The sequence below is a fragment of the Streptomyces olivochromogenes genome (genome assembly GCF_001514115.1).
In the GTDB taxonomy this organism is placed as follows: domain Bacteria; phylum Actinomycetota; class Actinomycetes; order Streptomycetales; family Streptomycetaceae; genus Streptomyces; species Streptomyces olivochromogenes.
Genome location: NZ_KQ948451.1, coordinates 1910 through 21803 on the forward strand (window position 1 = coordinate 1910; position 19894 = coordinate 21803).

General features: G+C 67.5%; 16 protein-coding genes and 7 pseudogenes. 13 read left to right on the forward strand and 10 right to left on the reverse strand.

Features of this window, described 5'->3' with window-relative positions:
* Window positions 1-147 precede the first annotated feature (147 nt).
* The 4 genes and pseudogenes from AQJ27_RS00015 (at window position 148) to AQJ27_RS00025 (ending at window position 2059) form a co-directional block, all read left to right on the forward strand.
* Entirely contained in the window at window positions 148-600 is a 453-nt protein-coding gene (locus tag AQJ27_RS00015) for an SRPBCC domain-containing protein (protein WP_201264244.1), read from the forward strand.
* A gap of 404 nt (window positions 601-1004) precedes the next feature.
* Window positions 1005-1145: pseudogene (locus AQJ27_RS58270) on the forward strand (recombinase family protein); the annotation flags it as partial.
* Window positions 1146-1202: 57 nt separating this feature from the next.
* Window positions 1203-1357, forward strand: a pseudogene (locus AQJ27_RS58275) (MmcQ/YjbR family DNA-binding protein); the annotation flags it as partial.
* Window positions 1358-1561: 204 nt separating this feature from the next.
* The gene (locus AQJ27_RS00025) at window positions 1562-2059 is read left to right on the forward strand and encodes a GNAT family N-acetyltransferase (protein WP_067359883.1); all 498 of its coding nucleotides are present in this window, start codon (window positions 1562-1564) and stop codon (window positions 2057-2059) included.
* A gap of 36 nt (window positions 2060-2095) precedes the next feature.
* Here AQJ27_RS00025 and AQJ27_RS00030 read toward each other — a convergent pair.
* Window positions 2096-3216, reverse strand: a pseudogene (locus AQJ27_RS00030) (IS630 family transposase).
* Between the two features lie 187 nt (window positions 3217-3403).
* The gene (locus AQJ27_RS00035) at window positions 3404-4681 is read right to left on the reverse strand and encodes an IS701 family transposase (RefSeq protein WP_079064794.1); all 1278 of its coding nucleotides are present in this window, start codon (window positions 4679-4681) and stop codon (window positions 3404-3406) included.
* Between the two features lie 64 nt (window positions 4682-4745).
* On the opposite strand from AQJ27_RS00035, the pseudogene AQJ27_RS00040 reads away from it, so the two are divergent.
* From AQJ27_RS00040 to AQJ27_RS00050, 3 genes and pseudogenes are all read left to right on the forward strand, one after another.
* Window positions 4746-5988 (forward strand): annotated as a pseudogene (locus tag AQJ27_RS00040) (IS110 family RNA-guided transposase).
* A 21-nt stretch (window positions 5989-6009) separates the two neighbouring features.
* A pseudogene (locus AQJ27_RS00045) lies at window positions 6010-6460 on the forward strand (IS5 family transposase); the annotation flags it as partial.
* A 4-nt stretch (window positions 6461-6464) separates the two neighbouring features.
* Complete coding sequence (locus tag AQJ27_RS00050) at window positions 6465-6800, forward strand: hypothetical protein (protein ID WP_067359889.1); 336 nt, start codon at window positions 6465-6467, stop codon at window positions 6798-6800.
* A 658-nt stretch (window positions 6801-7458) separates the two neighbouring features.
* Here AQJ27_RS00050 and AQJ27_RS00055 read toward each other — a convergent pair.
* The 3 genes from AQJ27_RS00055 to AQJ27_RS00065 form a co-directional block, all read right to left on the reverse strand.
* Window positions 7459-8376 carry a ketopantoate reductase family protein gene (locus AQJ27_RS00055; protein ID WP_235613437.1) on the reverse strand — a complete coding sequence of 306 codons (918 nt, stop codon included), beginning with the start codon at window positions 8374-8376 and terminating at the stop codon, window positions 7459-7461.
* 333 nt (window positions 8377-8709) lie between these two features.
* The gene (locus AQJ27_RS00060) at window positions 8710-9408 is read right to left on the reverse strand and encodes an SDR family oxidoreductase (protein ID WP_067359894.1); all 699 of its coding nucleotides are present in this window, start codon (window positions 9406-9408) and stop codon (window positions 8710-8712) included.
* A gap of 831 nt (window positions 9409-10239) precedes the next feature.
* A complete protein-coding gene (locus tag AQJ27_RS00065) occupies window positions 10240-10641 on the reverse strand; it encodes a tautomerase family protein (protein WP_067359897.1) in 402 nt (133 codons plus the stop codon).
* Between the two features lie 88 nt (window positions 10642-10729).
* Between AQJ27_RS00065 and AQJ27_RS00070 the strand changes: the two genes are divergently transcribed.
* Window positions 10730-11170, forward strand: a complete 441-nt coding sequence (locus AQJ27_RS00070) for a MarR family winged helix-turn-helix transcriptional regulator (protein ID WP_067359899.1) — start codon at window positions 10730-10732, stop codon at window positions 11168-11170.
* A 166-nt stretch (window positions 11171-11336) separates the two neighbouring features.
* Here AQJ27_RS00070 and AQJ27_RS61190 read toward each other — a convergent pair whose 3' ends face one another.
* Window positions 11337-11606 (reverse strand): CPCC family cysteine-rich protein, encoded by a 270-nt coding sequence (locus tag AQJ27_RS61190; protein ID WP_079064700.1) that lies wholly within the window; start codon window positions 11604-11606, stop codon window positions 11337-11339.
* 249 nt (window positions 11607-11855) lie between these two features.
* On the opposite strand from AQJ27_RS61190, the pseudogene AQJ27_RS58280 reads away from it, so the two are divergent.
* Window positions 11856-12143 (forward strand): annotated as a pseudogene (locus tag AQJ27_RS58280) (transposase family protein); the annotation flags it as partial.
* Between the two features lie 48 nt (window positions 12144-12191).
* Here AQJ27_RS58280 and AQJ27_RS00075 read toward each other — a convergent pair.
* The 3 genes from AQJ27_RS00075 to AQJ27_RS58290 form a co-directional block, all read right to left on the reverse strand.
* Window positions 12192-12575, reverse strand: a complete 384-nt coding sequence (locus AQJ27_RS00075; protein WP_235613436.1) for a hypothetical protein — start codon at window positions 12573-12575, stop codon at window positions 12192-12194.
* 135 nt (window positions 12576-12710) lie between these two features.
* On the reverse strand, window positions 12711-13400 hold the full coding sequence (locus AQJ27_RS58285) for an ISAs1 family transposase (RefSeq protein ID WP_341866061.1): 690 nt from the start codon (window positions 13398-13400) through the stop codon (window positions 12711-12713).
* The gene (locus AQJ27_RS58290) at window positions 13331-13660 is read right to left on the reverse strand and encodes a hypothetical protein (protein WP_235613435.1); all 330 of its coding nucleotides are present in this window, start codon (window positions 13658-13660) and stop codon (window positions 13331-13333) included. The genes AQJ27_RS58285 and AQJ27_RS58290 overlap by 70 nt, the downstream gene beginning before the upstream one ends.
* 343 nt (window positions 13661-14003) lie before the next feature.
* On the opposite strand from AQJ27_RS58290, the pseudogene AQJ27_RS51530 reads away from it, so the two are divergent.
* Window positions 14004-14198: pseudogene (locus AQJ27_RS51530) on the forward strand (alpha/beta hydrolase fold domain-containing protein); the annotation flags it as partial.
* A gap of 122 nt (window positions 14199-14320) precedes the next feature.
* A complete protein-coding gene (locus AQJ27_RS00085) occupies window positions 14321-17077 on the forward strand; it encodes an ATP-binding protein (RefSeq protein ID WP_067359903.1) in 2757 nt (918 codons plus the stop codon).
* Window positions 17078-17090: 13 nt separating this feature from the next.
* Here the strand turns inward: AQJ27_RS00085 and AQJ27_RS58295 are convergent, their stop codons facing one another.
* The gene (locus AQJ27_RS58295; RefSeq protein WP_235613434.1) at window positions 17091-17804 is read right to left on the reverse strand and encodes an alpha/beta hydrolase; all 714 of its coding nucleotides are present in this window, start codon (window positions 17802-17804) and stop codon (window positions 17091-17093) included.
* 418 nt (window positions 17805-18222) lie between these two features.
* On the opposite strand from AQJ27_RS58295, the gene AQJ27_RS00095 reads away from it, so the two are divergent.
* On the forward strand, window positions 18223-18951 hold the full coding sequence (locus tag AQJ27_RS00095; protein WP_067359905.1) for an alpha/beta hydrolase: 729 nt from the start codon (window positions 18223-18225) through the stop codon (window positions 18949-18951).
* A 51-nt stretch (window positions 18952-19002) separates the two neighbouring features.
* Window positions 19003-19722, forward strand: coding sequence for a hypothetical protein (locus AQJ27_RS00100; RefSeq protein WP_067359907.1), 720 nt, complete (start codon window positions 19003-19005; stop codon window positions 19720-19722).
* Window positions 19723-19894: the final 172 nt, after the last annotated feature.

The following is a 19894-nucleotide window of genomic DNA, read 5'->3' on the forward strand; positions in this document are numbered from 1 at the left end:
CCCACAGCGCCCCCTCCCGCAGGGCCGCGCCGGGCGTGACGCTCTGACCGCCGTGGACTGCGCTCCACGCCAGTCCCCGGCCCCGCCGGGCACCGGTGGACCACCCGCTCGCCGAACCCCCGCCCCTCCCTTCCGCACCAGCCAGAAGTGGAAACCACCATGAAGCCGGTCCTCACCGCCGTGATTGACATCGACGCCACCCCGCAAGCGGTGTGGGACGTCCTCACCGACTTCGCCGCCTACGGCGAGTGGAGCACCTTCTCCGCAGCCGAGGGAACCGCTCAAGTGGGAAGCCGGCTCACGATGCGCATGCCGGCCATGACCTTCAGGCCCACGGTCACCGTCGCGACGCCTGGCCAGGAACTGCGGTGGGTCGGCACGCTCGGCATCAAGCAGCTGTTCCACGGCCAGCACTCCTTCGTCCTTTCCCCCAACCACGACGGCACCACCCGCCTGACCAACCACGAGGAATTCTCCGGCGCCCTGGTCACCCTGATCCGGCCCTTCCTCAGAACACCCAAAAAAGACGGGTACGCCGCGTTCAACACCGGCCTCAAGCAGCGGGTGGAAGACCGCACCGAGCTCGGGCCGGGTGCGTGAGGTGCCGGTGATCGCGGGGATCGGCACCCGGCGGTCCACCTGGGGCGATCGCGTTTCATGAGTTGTTGCAAACAACTGGACGTCTGAAACGACCCCACGAAACGGTCAGGACCGTGAACGACGACTTCAAGCGCGTGAAATCGCACGCCTGCCCGATGTCAACCTGGGCCGCCCCGGCGGGCTCGCCGTGCCGGACCGGCAAGGGCAAGGTGGCCATCCAGTAGCACACCGCCCGCTTCCGCCTCGTGCCCCAACTCGCGAAGGTGCTCGGAGTGCCGACACCGGCCGTACGCAAACCGGGCTCGGCCTGAACCGAGCTGCCCCGGCCCGCGATCGCCGGCGCCGAGCCCGTCGGACACGTCCGACTCTCGGGTACGCCGCGCCTCGACGGCCCGGCAGTCTCCCTGGACGCACAGCTCGACTCCCTCGCCGAGGCCGGGGTCACCCAGGTCTTCTCGGAGAAGGTTTCCACCCGCGCCACCCGGCGCCCCGAGCTCGAGGCCGCCGCCAGGCTCGCCAGGGAGGTCCGATCCTCCGGCGTCGCCGTCACCCTCGTCGTCCACGAACACAAACGACTCGGTCGCGGCATCGAACTCGCCATCCACTGGATCACGCTGGAGGGCGGGACAGGCGTCGAGAACAAACTCGTCAGGCACTCGTCACCAACTCCTACCTGCTCGTCGTCTCCCACCTGCCCAAGGCCGAACAGCCCGTCGACCCGCACACCTACGGCACCAGCACGCGGGCGGCTCGGTGAGCACGGTCGGCGACACCCTCCATGAGTTCCCCCAGCCCCTCGCCCTAGTGCCGTGACCGGATAGGTTCACCGAGGTCTCGTGGTCTGCGGGTGCGTGAGTCACCGCTGCTCCCCGGTTTCGGCTGGTCGCAGGGCTGAGCGACCTCGTTTGCATGGTTGTAATCAACTTGCTGTCCGCCCCGGCGGGCGGGCAGGGTCTGGATCATGCTTGAACTACGCACTTTGGAATCAGACGACTGGCCCCTTTGGCGGGAGTTGCGACTGGCCGCGCTTGCTGAGGCGCCCTACGCGTTCGGATCGACGCTGGCCCAGTGGCAGGGCTCCGGCGACCGAGAGGAACGCTGGCGCGCCCGTCTGTCGATTCCTGGCGCGCACGATCTCGTCGCGCTCCTCGACGGCCTTCCGGTGGGCCTGGCCAGCGGAGTGCCGGGCGAGGGAGCAGAGAACGTGGAGTTGATCTCGATGTGGGTCAACCCAAAGGCTCGGGGCAAGGGCGTGGGCGACTACCTGATCCAGGCGGTCGAGCGGTGGGGGGCGGAGCTCGGCGCCACGACCCTGCGGTTGTCCGTCATGCCGGACAACCGCAAGGCGACCGCACTCTATGAGCGGCACGGTTTCACGGACACGGGTGAGCCCGGCGATCTTCTGCCCGACGGCGTTGGCAGGGAGCGGGTCATGGCGAAGAGCCTGGCCGCTGTCTGATCTCCACATCCGGGCACGGCGGGATCCCTCACTTGGTCAGGCTGCGGCGGCGAGGGGGCGTCCGCCCCAGCGAATGCCCTTCTCGCTGCGGATGCGGGCGCGTTCGCGGCGCTGTGCCGCCAGGACGTCGGGGTGGCGGGGGTTCTGGTTGCGCCAGCGCAGATAGCGGTGCAACTGGCGGGTCTGGACGGTGTGGTTGGGGTGGTGGGAGTTGGCGAGGGTGAACTGCCGCAGCGGCCCGAAGTGTGCCTCGATCGGATTGGCCCAGGACGCGTTCGTCGGGGTGAAGCACAGCTCGACCTTGTTGCTCGTCGCCCAGCGGCGCATACGCCCGTTCTTGTGGGCGGAGAGATTGTCCAGGATCACATAGACCGGGGCGCCGTCCGGGCGGGCCACGCGGATGCTCTTGAGCGCGGCCCAAGTCGGGCCGATGCCCTTGCGGCGCCTGTTGACGCCCCACAGGGTGTCGTCGCCGACCGAGTAGCAGCCATGGAAGTAGCGGGTGCCGTGAGTGCGGTGATAGGTCGCCGGCAACCGGTCCGGCCTGCCCCGCTCGGCCCAGCAGGCCCCGGCCGTCGGGCGGATGCCCAGCGGCCCGAACTCGTCGAAGGCGAAGGTCCGGTCCGGGCGCTCGTGGAGCACGTACTCGATGCGGTCCAGCTTGGCGTCGAAGTCCGGGTCGGTGGACTCCTTCCAGGTCTTGGTGCGCTGGAAGGTGATCCCGCGGCGGGCGAGGAGGCAGCGCAGGGCCTCGCGGCCGATCCGTATCGGGCGGGCGAGGTCGCGGCGCAGGTGATCGGCGAGTTTCCGGATCGACCAGCGGGTGAAGGGCTTGCCGAGCTTGGCCGGGCGGGTGGTGGCCGTCTGGATGACGAAGGTCTCGTCGTCATCGCTGAGCAGGCGGGGACGGCCTCCCGCCCACCGAGGGTCCAGGCAGAACAGCCCGATCTCGTTGAATTTGTGGATCACGTCCCGGACGGTGTCCTCGTCCGCCTGCACGAGCCGCGCGATCACCGGCACGGCGTTCCCGCCCGCCGAGGCCAGCAGCATCATCGCCCTGCGGAACCGCACCGAGCTGGTGCTGCCCCGTCGCACGATCCGCTGCAGTTTCTGCCCCTCCTGCTCGGTCACGTACGGACCCTGACCGGCTGTGCCATCGCGCCCCCCGCGCCGATTGGACGTGTCGTCACATCCAACCGGCACGAGGACCATGAGCACCAACCCGGCGAACCTACGCGGTCACAGCACTAGTAGGACTCCGTTAGGTCGCTCTGGATCTTGGTGTCGTGTGTGTCCTGGAGGGAAGGGGCTGGTGGCAGGTGGTGCAGGTGCCGGTCCAGCAGTTCAGCAGGTCTTGGATGGCGTCGAGGGTCTGGTAGAGGGTGAGTCCGCTGTATCGGCTTTTGGGGCCAGGCGCTGTTCGGTAAGGAATGCGTGGGCGGCGGTGACCAGGGTGACGTGGTGATGCCACCCGGCCCAGGAGCGTCCCTCGAAGTGGTCCAGGCCGAGGCCGTGCTTGAGTTCCCGGTAGTCGTGCTCGATGCGCCAGCGGATCTTGGTCAGGCGGACCAGTTCGGGCAGCGGAGTGCCGGCGGGCAGGCTGGTGAGCCAGTAGTCGGTGGGCTGTTGGGCGTCTTCGGGCCATTCGGTCAGCAGCGTCACTTCGGGCAGGACACCGTCCCAGTGGCCGTGTTCGGCGGTGGCGGCGGCCTGGGCCAGACGTCGGGCCCTGACCCCGGCCGGCCGCACCCGCACTGCCAGGAAGTGCGAGCGCATCGGCCCGCGGGAGCCTTGACGCCAGGTGACCTCGCGGAATGCCGCCCGTCCATGGCTCATTGCCAGCGCGGACACCGGGGACGGCTTGTGCCGGTAGCGGGGCTGCGGCTTGCGGCCGTTTCCGGACCACGCCGGGGCAGTGGGTCGCGCGTCGTGCGGGTGGACGGTCATGTCCGAACGGACCGCCACGGCATATCCGATGCCCCGCTCGCTCAGGCCGGCCCGGAAGTCGGCGTTCTGCCCGTAGCCGGCATCGGCCACCACCACCGGCGGCACCAGACCCCACCCGGCCAGTTCGTCGAAGGTGTCCAGGGCCAGGCGCCACTTCTCCCGGTGCCCGACCTCCTGCGGAATCCCGGCCTTCTTCCGCCGCCCGGCATCGTGCGCCCACTCCTCGGGCACGAACAGCCGCCACTGCAGCGGACAGGACGCGGTGTCGGAGACCGCGTGCACGCTCACCGCGACCTGGCAGTTGGCCTGTTTGCCCAAAGCGCCGCAGTACTGCGGAGCGACCGCCACCGACATCTTCCCGTCCTTGGGAAACGACACGTCGTCGACCGCCCACGCGTCCGGGCCGATCTGCGGCACCATCCGCTCCGCGATCCGCCGCCGCACCAACACCGGATCCCAGGTCGACTGGTTCACGAACTGCTGCAGGTTCTGCTCGTTGCCGTCCGGCAGCCGCTCCGCCATGGCCTGGATGGACTTGCGCCGCCCGTCCAGCATCAGTCCCCGCAGATAGCAGTCACCCTTCGCCCGCTGATCCTTGCGAGGCACCGACGCGAACACATCAGCAACGAATAACGCCAACTTCGCCCGAGCACGGTTCACTTCAAATGCGTCCACACCCCACAGCATCCTCTCAAACAGGACCGAGAGAAAGACCTAACGGAGTCCTACGAGACAACCAATGAAAATCTTCTGCGGCATCGACTGGGCCAGCGACCATCACGACATCGCCCTTGTCGATACCGAGGGCACGCTGGTGGCCCGAGCCAGGATCAGCGACGACGCCACCGGCCTCCAACAACTGCTCGACCTCCTGGCCGAACACGGGGACACCCCCGAGACCCGCATACCAGCGGCCATTGAAACCACCCGAGGACTGCTGGTGGCCTGCCTGCGAGCCACCGGCCGCCCCGTCTACGCGATCAACCCGATGGCAGCGTCCCGATACCGCGAACGCCACACCATCGCCCGCAAGAAGTCGGACCACCTCGATGCAATGGTCCTCGCCAACATCTTGCGCACCGACGCCGCAGTACACCGGACAATGCCCGCGGACACCGAGCTCGCCCAGGCCATCGCTGTTTTGGCTCGCGCGCAACAAGACGCAGTCTGGGACCGCACCCAGGCTGCCAATAAACTCCGGTCCCACCTGCGCGAATACTTCCCCGGCTACCTCGCCGCCGTCCAGCCGATCCTCGGCGGACTCTGCTCACCCGTGGCCCGCGCACAGCTGGCAGCCGCACCCACCCCGGCCCGAGCAGCCCGACTGACCAGAACCCAGCTGCAGGCCGTGCTGAAGAAGGCTGGACGCCAACGCGGAATCGAGGCTGAGGTCACGCGCCTGCACTCGGCCCTACGGGCCCCGCAGATGCGCCAGCTCCCGCTGGTCGAGGACGCGATGGGCCACCAGGCCCTGACACTGATGCGGAAGTTAGACGCTGCCTGCACGAGCGCAGATGAGCTTGCCGAAGCCTCCGTGAAGGCTTTCGAGGCACACCCGGACGCGGAAATCATCACCAGCTTTCCAGGACTCGGCTCGCTCACCGGCGCACGTGTGCTCGCCGAGATCGGAGACGACCGATCCCGCTTCGCCGATGCCAGGGCCCTCAAGTCCTACGCCGGAGCCGCACCGGTGACCCGGGCATCCGGCAAGAGCATCTCTGTCAAAGCCCGCCGGATCAAGAACCAGCGTCTCGCGGCTGCCGGCTACGTCTGGGCGTTCGCTTCCCTGACGGGCCTCAACGGGCGCCAGAGCCCACTACGACCGCAGACGCACCCACGGCGAACGCCACATCTCAGCCCTGCGTAATCTCTTCAATCGCATGATCGGGTGCCTGCACCACTGCCTCGACCAACGCGTCCACTACGACGAAACCATCGCCTTCCCCACCCGTCCCGAGTCCATCCTCGCTGCCGCAGCTTGACCGCTTAACCCCATCGGATGTCTGATCACCGACCGGCACGGCACCCCGCTCGCGGTCCTGCTGACCGGCGGCAACCGCAACGACGTCACTCAGCTGCTGCCGCTGCTCGACGCGGTCCCGCCGGTCCGTGGCCGGGTCGGCCAGCCCCCGCCGCAGGCCGGACTCGGTATTCGCCGACCGAGGCTACGACCACGACATCTACCGCGAGCAGGTCCGTGATCGCGGAATCGTGCCCGCGATCGCTCGCCGCGGGGCCCGGCACGGCACGGGACTTGGCACTTACCGGTGGGTGGTCGAGCGGACCTTTACGTGGCTCCACGGCTTCCGACGCCTTCGCATCCGGTGGGAACACAGAGCTGACATCCACGAAGTGTTCCTCAAACTCGCCTGTTGCCTCATCACCTACCGACAGATGCTCTTCTTGACCTGTCCGACAGTCAGCCGCTCCGTCAGTAGGGCTCCGGCAGACTAGACATGTGATCCGCAGCGACCTTGAATCCGCGCTCGCCCGGGACGACAGCTCCTCCGCACGAGCCGCCCGCCTTGCGCTTCAGGCCGGCGCGGACTTCGAGCTGTTTTCCGAAGGGCATCAGGCCATCTCCGCCCGGCAGTTCTGGGACACATGGGCCTTCCGGCACCAGACGATGCTTGAGACCGGTGTCACCCCGCGACCGGGACTGGCCGAAGCCGTTGACAAACTCCAAGCCGCCGGCACCTCCCTCGTCCATCTGGCAAGGATCACCAGCCCGCAGCGGCGCTTCGTCATCTTCCTTGCAGAGGACCTCACACACTGCATCGCCTGCATGGGCTGACAGACGACCTCGTTGTGTTAGCCGTTGTAAGCGCCTCCTCCACCGCTTCAACGCGATAGCTCCCGCCCACGCCAAGAGGCCGGACGAGCTGACACCATGCCGACGCCGACAGGTCCGACTTGGCCTTGGCAGCACCTCTCGAGGTGTCGCACGCACCGTCGGCGTCCAGGCCAGGACGGTGGGCAAGTGGCGTCGGGCTTTCGCCGCAGAGCGGATGGCTGGGCTTGAGGACGCCGGCTGGATTGGCCGGCCGAAGGCCGACCTGGTCCTGGACGAGCTGAGCGCGGGCAGTTGATGCAGTAGGCACGGCGGGCCAAGACTGCCAAGTTCCTGGCGTTGCGAGCCAAGATCTGGCGCAGCTGGGTCAGGACATTCTAGATCTTATGCGTGAGGAAACCGTGGAAACTTCTCCCGGGCGCAAATTCTCCCTGGACGAGATCAGTGACGCTGTCATTCAGGCGGAGCGGAAAGGCAGACAAAGAAGGGTGTTCCTTGTTCCTGGAAGCCTGTAGACGGCGGTCGCCGTACACGGAGCCCAGGGGTATCTGTGCTCGGTACAACACCAACACCTCAGCCGCGATTTCGTTCCCCGCCCGACGGCATGCGGTTCCGGCCCGGGGGCGTTGGTCGCCGCCGCATGCGGATGGGCGGCACCACCTCACCTGACGCGGGCGCCTTCAACACGGTTCTGGTGCAACCGCAGTTGCATCGTTGCCAGGTCCAGCAACGGAACGGCGACCCCGAGCAGGTTAGCGCGGTAGACCAGATCACCGAAGATGTGTTCCACTTCGGCACTGCGGCCCTCCAGCACATCGCGGTACAGGGACGAGGTGAGCGGCGAGCCTTCTTCTGTGACGCTCGCCAGCGTCTGCCGCAGGGCCGGATCAGGTACCGGGTAGCCGGCGGCAGCTGCCACGGAGGCGCACTCCTCGACCACGTTCTTGGCGAAAGCCGCCCCGCCAGGAACGGCTACGACCTCGCCGACCGACCCTCGCATCAAACAGGTCACGGCACCGACTGAGGCGATGAAGATCCACTTGGACCACATCTCGCTGTCGATGTGTGCCGACAGGCGGGTCGAGAAGCCCGCGTCGCTGAGTACGCGGTGCGCCTCCCGCAGTCGAGCCGGGGAGGTCCCGCCGCGGGCCCCGTAGCGCAGATCCTGCACGTCGGCCAGGCGGACAATGTCTCCTTGAGCGTCGAGGGTGGTCGCCACCTTCGCCACACCACCCAACACCACTCCGTCACCGAAGCGTGCGGCAAGCATGTCGATGTGACGGACCCCGTTGAGGACGGGAACGATCAGGGAGCCGGGACCGACCGCGCGCGCCATGTCGTCGACGGCCTGCTCAAGACCGGTGGCCTTGACCGCCAGCAGGATCACGTCGTAGGGACTGTCGATGTCCTGAGCGTCGATCACGCGGGGGCGAAGGACCGTACGTTCACCGAGACCTGTGATGCGTAGCCCGCGCTGTGCCAAGCGAGCCGCACGCTCCGATCGCACCAGGAAGGTCGCATCCCGGCCGGCCTGGACAAGCCGCGCCCCGAAGTATCCGCCCGTCGCGCCGGCACCCACCACGAGGATCCTCATGGGACTGTCACTCCTTTTCACACCACACTCTCGGCAACATAGCCAAACATAGTACGGTTATTCACACCGTCTCCGAGCCCTAGCAGCGCCTCATCGACGCGCCCTGGACGTCGGATGCCGCCCGGGTAACCGCCTGGCGCGCGCTGGGCGTGCCAAACAGCGTGCGCGTCTGGAACCAGTTGCGCTTGCTGCCGACCTCGGCACGTTCGCAACCTCGCCGACACGATGCGCGAGCTACGGGGTGAGGAACTGCCTGCATAGACAGACCGCTTCCTCTCAAACGACCCGCCTACCCTGCAGCAGTCACGCCGTCATGGCTCAGCGATCTGGTTCCAGGAGCTCCACGGGGCCTGACAACGCCGCGCGCACGCGGCGGGAGGCTTCATCGACCAACACCTCGGTCACATCGCGGCTGATCGCGTCCATGGTCTGCGCCGCCACCTCCGCAGCCGGCACTTTGGGAACGTCGAGACTCGCGGTGGCGTCCGTATCCACAGCGCCCACGTGCACCCCTACAACCAGTGTTCCCTGCTGTCGCAGACCAACGCGCAATGCATTGGTCAGTGACCACTCAGCCGCCTTTGATGCCGCGTAACTGGGCCACCGCTTGTTCACCCGCCACGATGCCACCGACAGCATGTTCACCAGGACCCCGCCCCCGTTGGCCGTGAGCACCGGCGCGAAGGCCCGCGAGACCGCCCAGGTACCCAGATAGTTCACCTCCAGCTCACGCCGGGCCCCCTCCAAAGACCCCTCCAGCAGTGCTGGCCCGGCCTGGATACCGGCGTTGTTGATGACGATCGTCGCGTCGGACGCCGCCACCACCGCGGCCGCAATCTGATCCTCGTCGGTGACATCAAGACGCAACGTCTCGACCCCCGGCTCCTGAAAGTCCTCGGGGCTGCGAACGCCCGCGTACACCTTGGCTGCGCCCCGGGCCAGTAGAGCACGAGTGAATGCCAATCCAATGCCCCTGTTCGCGCCGGTCACCAGCGCAACCGATCCCTTAATCTCCATGACCGGACACCTCGCTTTCGAAGGTTGCCGCCGTTCCGCAGAAATCTCGGGTCCTCTCGGCAGTGTGATCAGGGGGCCTGCACCCTGGATTCCTCACCAGAACGTCTGCGGCTGGTAGATCAGTTGTGTTCTCGCCAGGTCAGAGCTGGAGGATCGCCGGAAATCCGACGCAGTCGCGCGTCCTGGTCGCTGTCGCGAGCCCTGGCAGGTGTCTGCATCGACAGTCACACCGGCCCGCTCTCGCGGAGGGGTTCATTCCTTGAACTGCCTACCGCTACGTTAAAAGTCTGCTCCGCCGGGTCAATCCACGCATCCGATCGCGACGCTGACGCAAAGCCGACGCGTTAGCAACCTGGTCGTTGCAGCATGGGTTTTCGCTCGCCTTGGCTGACTGCGGTGCCGTCCACCGCTCCTGCGGCAATGCCTGTCGCAGGAGACAGAGAGCATGCTCACCCAGAGCCTGTCGCCGCCAAGGCTCACGGCTATCCGGGGCTACCTGCCCCGGCACGATGGGGAAGGCTGCCGCCAAGCAACACCCGTTCCGCCGCGGCAAGACCGTCGCCCCTTACCGGCCGGGCGGGCCTTGCTCCTCATTGCACACTGGCTAGCGGAGTGGCCCTCCCCTTTGAAGGCAGCCCTGCAGTGCCTGCATGCGGCCCACCCCAGCCGGCTCGGGTCGGTCAGACCCAACAGTCGCCGTACCCAAGCGATACGGCAAGGCCAGCCCCCCCTCCAACACGAAGGGAGTATTCCTGTTACGGACACGGTGGCAGGGCCGGGACGGGGGTCAAGCCAAGTACCCCGTTCGAAACGAACTGGGGAGCTTCCTGTTCAGTTGCTTTGCTCGTCGAGCCAGTCGTCCTCGTCCCCCGGCTCAGGCAGGACACGGCCGCCCTCCACCGCGAACCGGGCCGGAGTGTCGGTGATGATCACAAGGACGCGAGACTCCGGGACGCCGGTGATCTCACTGCTGGCAGTCGAGATCGACTTGGCCAGCCGCACCTTCTCCGCGTCCGGCCGACCGGCCCGGGTCGTACCGTGAATCAGCAGAGGGCGTGACGGGGCCGAGTCCGTGAAGACGTTGGCCTCGGGCAGTTCGGTGAACACGACATGCACGAAGGAGGAGGGGGCACCGGTGACGGACGAGTGAATCCTGGTGATTTCCGCCGCCAGGTCGGCCTTCTGTTCGTCCGAGACGATGCCGCGCGTGGTGGTCACACCGTAAACGGGCATGCGATGCTCCTATCTCCTTGAGCTCGTATTGTGTGAGCTCGTACTTTCACGTTAGATCGCTGACCTGTCCGAAGCAAGGAGACCATCCGTGACCCTCCCCACGGAGAGCGGAGAGCCCACCACCTGGGCCATCCACCTGATCCGGAGAGCCTTCCAACATGTGACCGCCTGCTGGACCGAAGCCATGCCCACCGCACTCACGACGCCCCAGTTCGCGATACTCGACGTGCTGCTCCGCGCGAACGGGTCGATCGACCAGGCAACAATCGGCGAGCACCTCGGACTGGACAGCTCGACTGTCAGCTACCTGATCAAACGCCTGCACAGCGATGGCCACGTGGAGGCCGTCATGGATCCCCAGAACCGCCGACGGCGTCTCATCTCCCTCACCCCGCAGGGCGAACGCGTCGTGATCGAGGCGTCCCCGTATGCCCATGCCGCCGAAAGGGCGGTTCTCGCCCAGCTGAATGCAGAAGAACGAGACCAACTTCTCACCCTTCTCTGGCGTCTCGTCGACGTGCAGAACTAAGACCGTCCTACCTTCTTGATCGGGCAGCTGCTCGCCGGGCGGCGCGGAACCGGGACCAGGCCGCCGGGCTCCGGCGCCGCCTGACGGCGTTGGTATCAGCTGGTGATGTCAGACAGCTGGGTACTTGTCCGAGCGAGGGTCGGGTACGAACGCGATGCATCGCTCGTCACAGGCTGGCTCCCATGGCACGGAAGTTCCGGCGGGCCTGCGTGAGGCTGACTCGGCCGTTCGGACCGCTTCGAACCCGGTCAGCATCATGGTCATCCTGCCCGTCGCCCTCCGGTCGCGCCGGCGAGATCCGCCAGCAGCCATGCCCCCGGCATGGCCGACCACACCCGAACCATCGGCGCTGACATGGACCTTGAGACGCAACCCGATAGCCTGCACCCAGAAAGCGCCCTCCGCTTGGACCGAAGAACCCCTCAGCAAGGTTCATCGTCCCAGGTCAGGAGGGCACCTTCGCGGTTCCGACCCAACAGTCCCGTACCAAGCGAAACGGCGAGGCAAGTAGCTGAGGCCGGTACTGCAGCGCCTTGGGCTTGCAGGGCGGTTTCAAAGTCTTTTCGATCAACGATCCGTGCTGGTCACGGCATCGTGACGATGGGGTGGCGGGCCGTCACGCACACAACGAAGCTCCGGTTGATGCCGGTGACCCACCAAGTCGCCTGTACCGACCGGAGCTTCGATGTGTCGTCAGTCTGCCACTGTGTGTCTGGTCAAGTCGCCCTCGCGTCGGCATCGCGCGGTCGGCGACCTGCCGTCGAGGCTGGCAACCTTGCCTGATCCACGTGACCGGCGCGGCAGGCGTCACCCGTTCGTGAGCGTGCTGCTGGTGGCCTGCTCCGCGGTCATGTGCGGGGCCCGGTCCTTCGCGGCGATCGGACAGTGGGCGCGAAACGCTCCGCAGGACACCCTGGCCCGGCTCGGCGCCCGGACCGTGTCCGCCTTCACCGTTCGCACCGCCCCGCGCACCGCGACGATCAGATGTACGCGTGGGGCTTCTACTCCCCCGGGCCTCCGGTCAGGAGTACACGGTCTTTCCCAGCGAATTCGCGACCTCGCCGCCCTTCACGACGTACGCGCGCAAGGTCAACGGGGTGTCTTCGGTGATGTCACCCGATGTGCAGTCGGTGTACGGAGAGGCGTGCCCGGCGGTCGTGGCTTGCCGGAAGGTGCCGTTCAGATGGGCCTCGATCCCGTAACCATCGCCCAGATAGTCCGACGCACAAACGGTGTCTCCGGTTCCGGGACCGATGACACCGTGGGGGTCCGCGTACCAATCCACCGACCCTGCGAGCACTCCGTCGTTGTAGACGTTGATCGTGTAGTCGCCGTTGGAGAAAGACTGGTAACCGAAGGTGAAAGAGGGAGCGGCGGAAGCGGGTCCGGCGTTCGTCAGCGTCATGCTGGCTGCGAGAGCGAGTGTTCCGGCGAGTGCGCCGAGCCTTGCTGTTGTGCGAGCCATTTCGAGTGTTCCCCTCCGAGATGCCCTGCGTGAAAGGCACAGTCTGCGGCCCTGTCGTGATCTTGTCAACGACGTTCATAGCTGCCATACAGGCTGCTCAGAGGCTCGTACTGCGGGCGGGAGTTGGGGCTGGGGTTGGGGGCAGGGTGGTTTCAAAGTGTCTGACTGTTCATGCGCCCGTGCTGGTCGGCAGAGTCCGAGGAGAGCCAGAGGGCGAGTGAACGGCTCGTAGGACATCTCGCGGAGTCCGGCGGCGATGTTGTGGTGCCCGGCGGCGCGGAGGCGGTTGATCGCGAAGCTGCGGAGGGTGGCCATGTTCTCCGGGCCGTGCTGGGTGCGCACCTTGGATGCGTCCTCGCGGAAGGCGGTGTCACGGACGAAGTGGAGTCTGTTTTCGATCACCCACTGCGAGCGAATGATCTTCGCCAGTCGCTGCGGGGAGGCTTCCTGGCTGGTCAGGTCGGTGATGACATAGACCGTCTCGCGGCTGCGCCTGCCGGTCTTCAGACAGGTGCGATGGCGTACGACCCAGGCGGCCTGGGCGGCGTGCGGGAAGTCGAGGCCGTCGACGGTCAGGACCTGGACCACGCGGGTCTCCTTGCGGCCATGCCCCTCGCTACGGTTGTAGAACATCGCGGTCACCTCCGTCCAGGGCAGCGTGTGCAGCCGCTCGTAGAGGCCGGCCTGGTTCTTCTTCACGCACAGCGCGTAGTGCGCCTTCTTGTCCTCGACCAGGAAGCGGGCGTGGCCACGCTGTGCGTGCAGGGCATCGGCCTGTTGGCCCCGGTCAGGTCGAACGGGGCCAACAGGCCGGCGAAGCAGGTGATTTCATTTGTCTTGTCCGGTACCCGCAACTGCGTGACGGTCAGCCCGTCACCGGTCATGGCGGCGAGCAGATGCGCGGCGGGGGTGTCGTCGTGGCGCGAGCCCCGGGCGCTCTTGCCGTCCACCGCCAGGGTGTCGACGCCGGATGGATCGCATCCCAGCAGGTCCGCGAGGCCCCCCGGACACACTCCGTTGATCATCCGGCGGATCGTCGCGGTGCGCGGGGCGCCGCCCGCTGTCAGCGGCCGCGCTCGCGGAGGCCGAACGACTGCGGGGCCAGGCCGCCGACGCGAGCGCGGCCGAGCGGGTCGTGATCAACCTCGACACCTATGCCGCCGTGGCCGACCGGCTGCGGACCGCTCCGACACCCGAGGAGGAAACCGGCGAGTGAGCACGTCACCAGCCCACATGAGTGAAGCACGCCGCTATTCACAGCTGCGGACCCACCTGTCCTACCTGAAGCTCAACGACGCGTTCGAGGCTCACCCACGGGTGCTGGACCAGCGGCCCGATGTCAGGTGAAGGACGAGACCTGCCCGAGCCGACCTGGCCCCCGAAGCCCGGTACCCCACCCAGATCGAACAGAACTACACCGTCGCCCAATGGGTTCTCGCGCACGGCGCCGAGCATGGCCTCGACCCCTCGCGCATGGCCGTCTGTGGCGACTCCGTCGGCGGCAACATGTCGGCGGTCCTCGCCCAGATGGCCAAGGACCGCGGCGACATCCGCCTCACCGCGTAGGTGCTGCTTGGACAAAAGCTCCAGCGCTGGCCAGGATGGGACATGGATCCGGTGATTGGACTCACGCGTCCCGGGGAGCGGTGCAAGCCGGCCCCTCTCGAGCGCCTTGGGGTTGACCAGTGCACGAGCTGTTCGGGCGGGACAAGGAATGCGACCGGCTGACCGCAGCCCTCGACGCCGCCCGCCGCGGGATGAGCGCGGTCCTCGTGCTGCGAGGCCGGCCCGGGACCGGCAAGAGCGCTCTGCTCGATCACCTTCAGACCATGGCCGACGGCGATTTCGAGATCATGCGCTTCGACGCCGTAGAATCCGAGGCCGAGCTGGGTTTCGCCGCACTGCACCAACTACTCAGACCGCACCTGACCCAGCTGCCCAAGCTGCCCGATCCGCAGCGTGAGGCGCTCTGCCAGGTCTTCGGGCTGCAGGAACGGATGAGCCCGCCCGACCGCTTCCTCGTCGCGCTCGCCTCGCTCGGGCTGCTGGCCGTGCGCGCCGACGACAGGCCACTCCTGTGCCTGGTGGACGACGCCCACTGGCTCGACGAGGAGTCCGCCGCGGTGCTCGCCTTCGTGGCCCGCCGGCTGTACGCCGACTCGGTCGCAATGGTGTTCGCCGCACGCGACCAGGTCGACCGCATCGACCACCTGGCGGGACTGCCCGATCTGACCGTCGTCGGCCTCCCCACGGACGCGGCCGGCCAGCTGCTGGAATCGGTGGTCCCCGGTGTCCTCGATCCCCACGTCCGCGGACGGATCGTCGCCTCCACGGAAGGAAACCCCCTCGCCCTGATCGAGGCGGCCCGGGAGCTCAAAGCCCCCGAGCTCAGCGGCGAGGCGCCCCTGCCGGATCCCATCCCTCTCGGCCGGGCCCTGGAACGGCTTTACTTGCGCGAAGCGTTGGCGTTGCCGGCGCAGACCAGGACTTTGCTGCTGGCCTCAGCCGCCGATCCGACGAGTGATCCGAACGTACTGTGGCGGGCCGGCCCGGCACTGGGCTTCGACGCGTCCGCCGCGGCGGCTGCCGAGGAGCGGAACCTGCTCTCGATCCGGGAGACGGTCAAGTTCCGGCACCCGCTCATTCGTTCGGCCGTGTACTACGGTGCGCCGCTGGCACAGCGTGCGAGGGTACACGCCGCACTGGCCGACGTCGCGGGAGACCTCGGCGAGATCGACCTGCGCGCCTGGCACCTGGCGGCAGCGGCAACCGACCCCGACGACAACGTCGCAACCGAGCTGGAACGTGCCGCGGAGCGCACCCGCGACCGTGGTGACTGGACCGGTACTTCGACGCTTCTGGCGCGAGGCGCGTCCTTGACGTCCGACCTGCCCACCCGGTCCCGTCGTCTTCTGGGGGCGGCGGAGGCCGCCGCCGTGGCCGGCTCGCCTGGAAGGGCGCAGGCCCTGCTGGACGAAGCGGCTGGCTACCGTGAGGACCGGTGTTACAACGCCTTGGTACAGCGCGTTCAGGCGCGGATCCACCGGCTGACGGGCGCCCCGGCGGCAGCGACCCATGCCCTGCTGACCGCGGCGCGGGAACTGGGCCCCGTCGATGTCCGTATGGCTCGTGACATGCTCGTCGAGGCGCTCGTCCAGGCCCAGATCAGCGGCTCGCTTGCGCCGCAGGGGGCGTCGCGCCTGAGCGTGGCCGAGACCGTCCGCTCCCTCCCGCTGCCCGCCGGGATGCCGGTCACGACCGGTGACGTAGTGCTGGAAGCCGACACGGCGGTGTATCTCGAAGGGCTGCGCAGCGCCGGCCCGCGGCTGCAGCAGGCCATCGAGGCGGTACGGCACGAGGAGTCGACAGCTCCCGAACTGTTCCAGTGGCTGGCCGCGGCCTGCTCGCATGCGACCATGCTCGGCGACGACATCGCCCTGCACGACCTCGCGTGGCGGCTGGCCGCGGAAGCCCAGCGCCAGGGCGCCGTCATCCCGATGGCCCTGGCACTCAGCCACACAGCCCTGTCCGAACTGATCACCGGTCACCTGGCGGAGTCGGAGCGTCTGTTCGACCAGCGCGCCGCGCTGGAGGAGGCGCGGGGCTCGCAGCTGTACATCGGTGCCCTGCTCATCGCTGCGTGGCGTGGCCGGTTCGAGGCGGCCCGCGCCCTGACCGAAGCCGTCCAGGAGCACGCCGCCCGCACCGGCCAGGGATATCAGCTGGTGTTCTGCGACTACGCCCGTTGCGTGGTCGAGCTGAGCCGGGGCCGGTATCTCGAGGCGTACCTCAGTCTGGAGGAACAGATCGGGGACACGTGCCAGGTCAAGTTCGCCGTGGTCGACATGGTGGAGGCAGCGACCCGCTGTGGCAAGGAAGAGGAAGCTACGCACTTGGTGGAGCGCCTGTCCCGGCTGGCCGACCGGACCCCCGTCCCGGGTCTGCTCGGTGACCTTGCCCGCGCTCAGGCGCTGACCGCCGCCGATCCCTCATCGGCAGAAGCGCTGTACCTGAGGGCGATCCAGCATCACGAGGACACCCGGGGGCCCTCGCGCAGGGCGCGCAGCCATCAGCTGTACGGGGAATGGCTCCGCCGCGAGCGCAGGACCAAGGAGGCCCGTCACGAACTGCGGATCGCCCACGAGCTCTTCGATGCCATGGGCGCCGAAGGGTACGCCGCCAGAACCGCGCAGGAGCTGGCGGCGGCCGGCGATCCAGTCCAGCTCGGCGCGAGGGCGTACAGCGGCGGCGGTGACCTGACGGCCCAGGAGGCGCGTGTCGCTCGCCTGGCAGCCGGCGGGGCCACGAACGCGGAGATCGCGGCCCAGCTCTTCCTCAGCGTGCACACCGTGGACTACCACCTGCGCAAAGTGTTCCGGAAACTCGACGTGCACTCCCGCCGTGAGCTGTCCGACCAGCGAGATCGCATCACCTCGGCATAGGGCGTGCCGCCGATCAGTGGCTTGACGCCGCAGCGTCAAGGATGACTTTGTCGACGGCGTCGGGCCGGGGGAGACTCACATCGTGGGCGGCATGGATCGTAGTGGTCCTGGCGGACGCGCGGGCGGCCATGAACTTCTGGCCCGCAGGGGAGTTGGCGTGATCGTTGAGGGTGACCAGGTCCCAGGTGGGGAGGGTCTTCCAGGCCGGCTCCACGTCGAGCGCTTCACCGAAGGCACTCTGTGACAGAGGGCGCTGGGTCAGGGCGAGCTCGGTCGCCTTGGCGGAGGAGTTGTCGTTGGCGAAGATCGCCTGGAAGTCGTTCGGGTTGATGTAGAGGTCGGCATTGGTGCCGCCTGGTGCAGAGGAGCCGGGGTACTTGCGGACCACCAGCTTGTCGGGGGTCAGCAGCGAGCCCGGGTACTTGTCCGCCGATAGCACGATCGCTGCGCCTTCCCCCTTGTCGAGGACGAAAGCCGCAACGTAGGCCAGGGCCTTGACGTTCTTGAGGCCCGCCGCGGCCTGGGTGATGACGGCACCGCCGTAGGAGCGGCCGACCAGGATGACAGGGCCGTCGATGGTCTGCAGGAACGATTTGATGTAGGCGGCGTCGCCGGACAGGGATCGCAGGGGGTTGGCCGGGGCATACACGGTGTATCCCAGGTCGTGGAGTCTGGTCACCTCGGGTGCGCAGCTGCTGGCATCGGCGAAGGCACCGTGGACCAGCACGATCGTGGGCTTGGTGGTGGCGGGGCGGGCGGCGTCGGCTCCCGAGACCGGGATGAGACCGACCGCAGCAGCTAGGGCGGGGGCGCAAGCCGGGAAGATGGTGCGCCTCCATCGGAGGGTCTGGTGCGCATCGTCTGCACCGTCGGTCGAGAGAGGTGCGACACCGCGGATGTCTCCCCTGTCTCCTTCAGCGCGTAATCCCGTGTCATGCGTTGTGGTGAAAGGGGTGTGACCACGTGCCCTTGAGCACACGTGATTAGGTCGGCTGCCGACTACGGACCGCACGGGATGCCGCACGGTGCCTTTTGTCGGAGCGTGGTTTCGACGGCGTACGCCCGTGTAGGGACGCCCGCCCACACTCTGGCCCGGGGCCGCGCCGAAAGCCGAGGTCGCCGGAGGAACCGAGAGGAAGACGACCATGACGTCACCCGCATCGTCGGCCACCGTGGTGCTCGTGCACGGCGCGTTCGCGGACTCATCGAGCTGGTCCCGCGTGGTGTCCCGCCTATACGCAGCGGACGTGGCAGCCGTTGCGCCGGCCAACCCGCTGCGGGGCCTCACCGCCGACGGTGAGTACATCGCGAGCGTCGTCAGCCAGATCGACGGCCCTGTGCTGCTGGTCGGCCACTCCTACGGCGGCCCGGTGATCACCTATGCCTCAGCCAAGGCGGAGAACGCCAAGGGACTGGTCTTCGTCGCCTCCTTCGGTGTCGACCAGGGCGTGTCCGTCCACGGCTCGAACGAGGGCTTCCCGCCCGCCGAGCTGGACAGCTCCCTTCTGCCGCGCACATTCCCGCGCGGCGAGGAGACCGGCACGGAGTTCTACATCCAGCCGGAGCACTTCCACTCGGTGTTCTGTGCGGACCTGCCCGACGACGAGGCCGCCGTGCTCGCCGTCAGCCAACGCCCCGCCGCCGATGTTGCGTTCGGCGAACCCCTGGCGGTCGAGCCGGGCTGGAAGAGGCTGCCAAGCTGGTTCGTCGTCGCCGGTGCCGACCACGCGATCAACCCCGACGCCGAACGCGCTGCGGCCAAGCGCATGGGATCGACCGTCACGGAGATCGCCGGCGGCTCGCACGCCATCGCGCTCTCCCACGCCGACAAAGTGACTCAGATCATCGTCGGAGCGCTCAGCGAGATCGGCTGATACCCGGCGCGCGGCTCCAAAGGCGAGAACCGGAAGCTGGAGGGTGGCGCCATGCAGGACCTGCTCGCCCGGGCGATTCAAGCCCACGGCGGAGTCGAGCACTGGCGCACGCTCTCCAGATTCCGCGCCCGATCCCGCGCCCAAGGGGCGATCTGGGCGATCAAAGGCAAACAGGGCGCGTTCGGAGAACTTGTCATAACCGGGGGTACACGTACACAACGCGTGACCATCGCTCCCTATCCCGAACGTGGGCTCTGCATCACGTGGGAACCGCAGCGCCAGACCATCCAGCAGGACAACGGCGTCCTGATGGCTGAACAATCCCATCCCCAGGCCCGGTTCGACTTTCACACCCGGCAGACACCGTGGGACGACTTCCACGCCGGGTATTTCGCAGCGGAAGTCCTCTGGAGCTACCTCACCGTCCCGTTCCACCTGCTGCGCGACGACATCCACACCGAGGAAGCAGAACCCTGGTACGAGGAGGGAGCCACCTGGCTGGCTCTCCGCGTCACCTATCCGAAGACATTCGCCACCCCGTCGAAACAGCAGACCTTGTACTTCGACGAATCGGGCCTCCTACGGCGTACCGAGTTCGGTTTCGAACTGCTCGGCCCGGGCCCGGCGGTGCACCATGCCTCGCTGCACCGACGTTTCGACGGGATCGTCATACCCACTCGGCACCGGGTCTACGTACGCAACCCGGACGGAACCCGGGCTCGCGAGTCCACCTCTCTCGCAATCGACATCGAAGACGCATACTTCACCTGACAGGCAAGGTCGGAAAGTAACAAGCAGATTCCTGGGCATCCTGGCGTCGGTGAAGCTGATCCTCATGCGGAGCAAACGACTCGTCCGGGCAATCCCGGCTCCGCGACAAACCAGTCCGCGAGGTCGCGGGGCTTTCGACATCAAACTCTCCGGTCCCTTCCAGGCTCCGTGA

Excerpts from the sequence above, each read along its gene's own strand:
- AQJ27_RS00025 (WP_067359883.1), top strand. The coding sequence starts at position 1,562 with ATGCTTGAACTACGCACTTTGGAATCAGACGACTGGCCCCTTTGGCGG.
- AQJ27_RS00060 (WP_067359894.1), bottom strand. The coding sequence starts at position 9,408 with ATGGAGATTAAGGGATCGGTTGCGCTGGTGACCGGCGCGAACAGGGGC.
- AQJ27_RS00065 (WP_067359897.1), bottom strand. The coding sequence starts at position 10,641 with ATGCCCGTTTACGGTGTGACCACCACGCGCGGCATCGTCTCGGACGAA.
- AQJ27_RS61190 (WP_079064700.1), bottom strand. The coding sequence starts at position 11,606 with ATGAACCTTGCTGAGGGGTTCTTCGGTCCAAGCGGAGGGCGCTTTCTG.
- AQJ27_RS00075 (WP_235613436.1), bottom strand. The coding sequence starts at position 12,575 with ATGACGCTGACGAACGCCGGACCCGCTTCCGCCGCTCCCTCTTTCACC.
- AQJ27_RS58290 (WP_235613435.1), bottom strand. The coding sequence starts at position 13,660 with ATGATCAACGGAGTGTGTCCGGGGGGCCTCGCGGACCTGCTGGGATGC.
- AQJ27_RS00095 (WP_067359905.1), top strand. The coding sequence starts at position 18,223 with ATGACGTCACCCGCATCGTCGGCCACCGTGGTGCTCGTGCACGGCGCG.
- AQJ27_RS00100 (WP_067359907.1), top strand. The coding sequence starts at position 19,003 with ATGCAGGACCTGCTCGCCCGGGCGATTCAAGCCCACGGCGGAGTCGAG.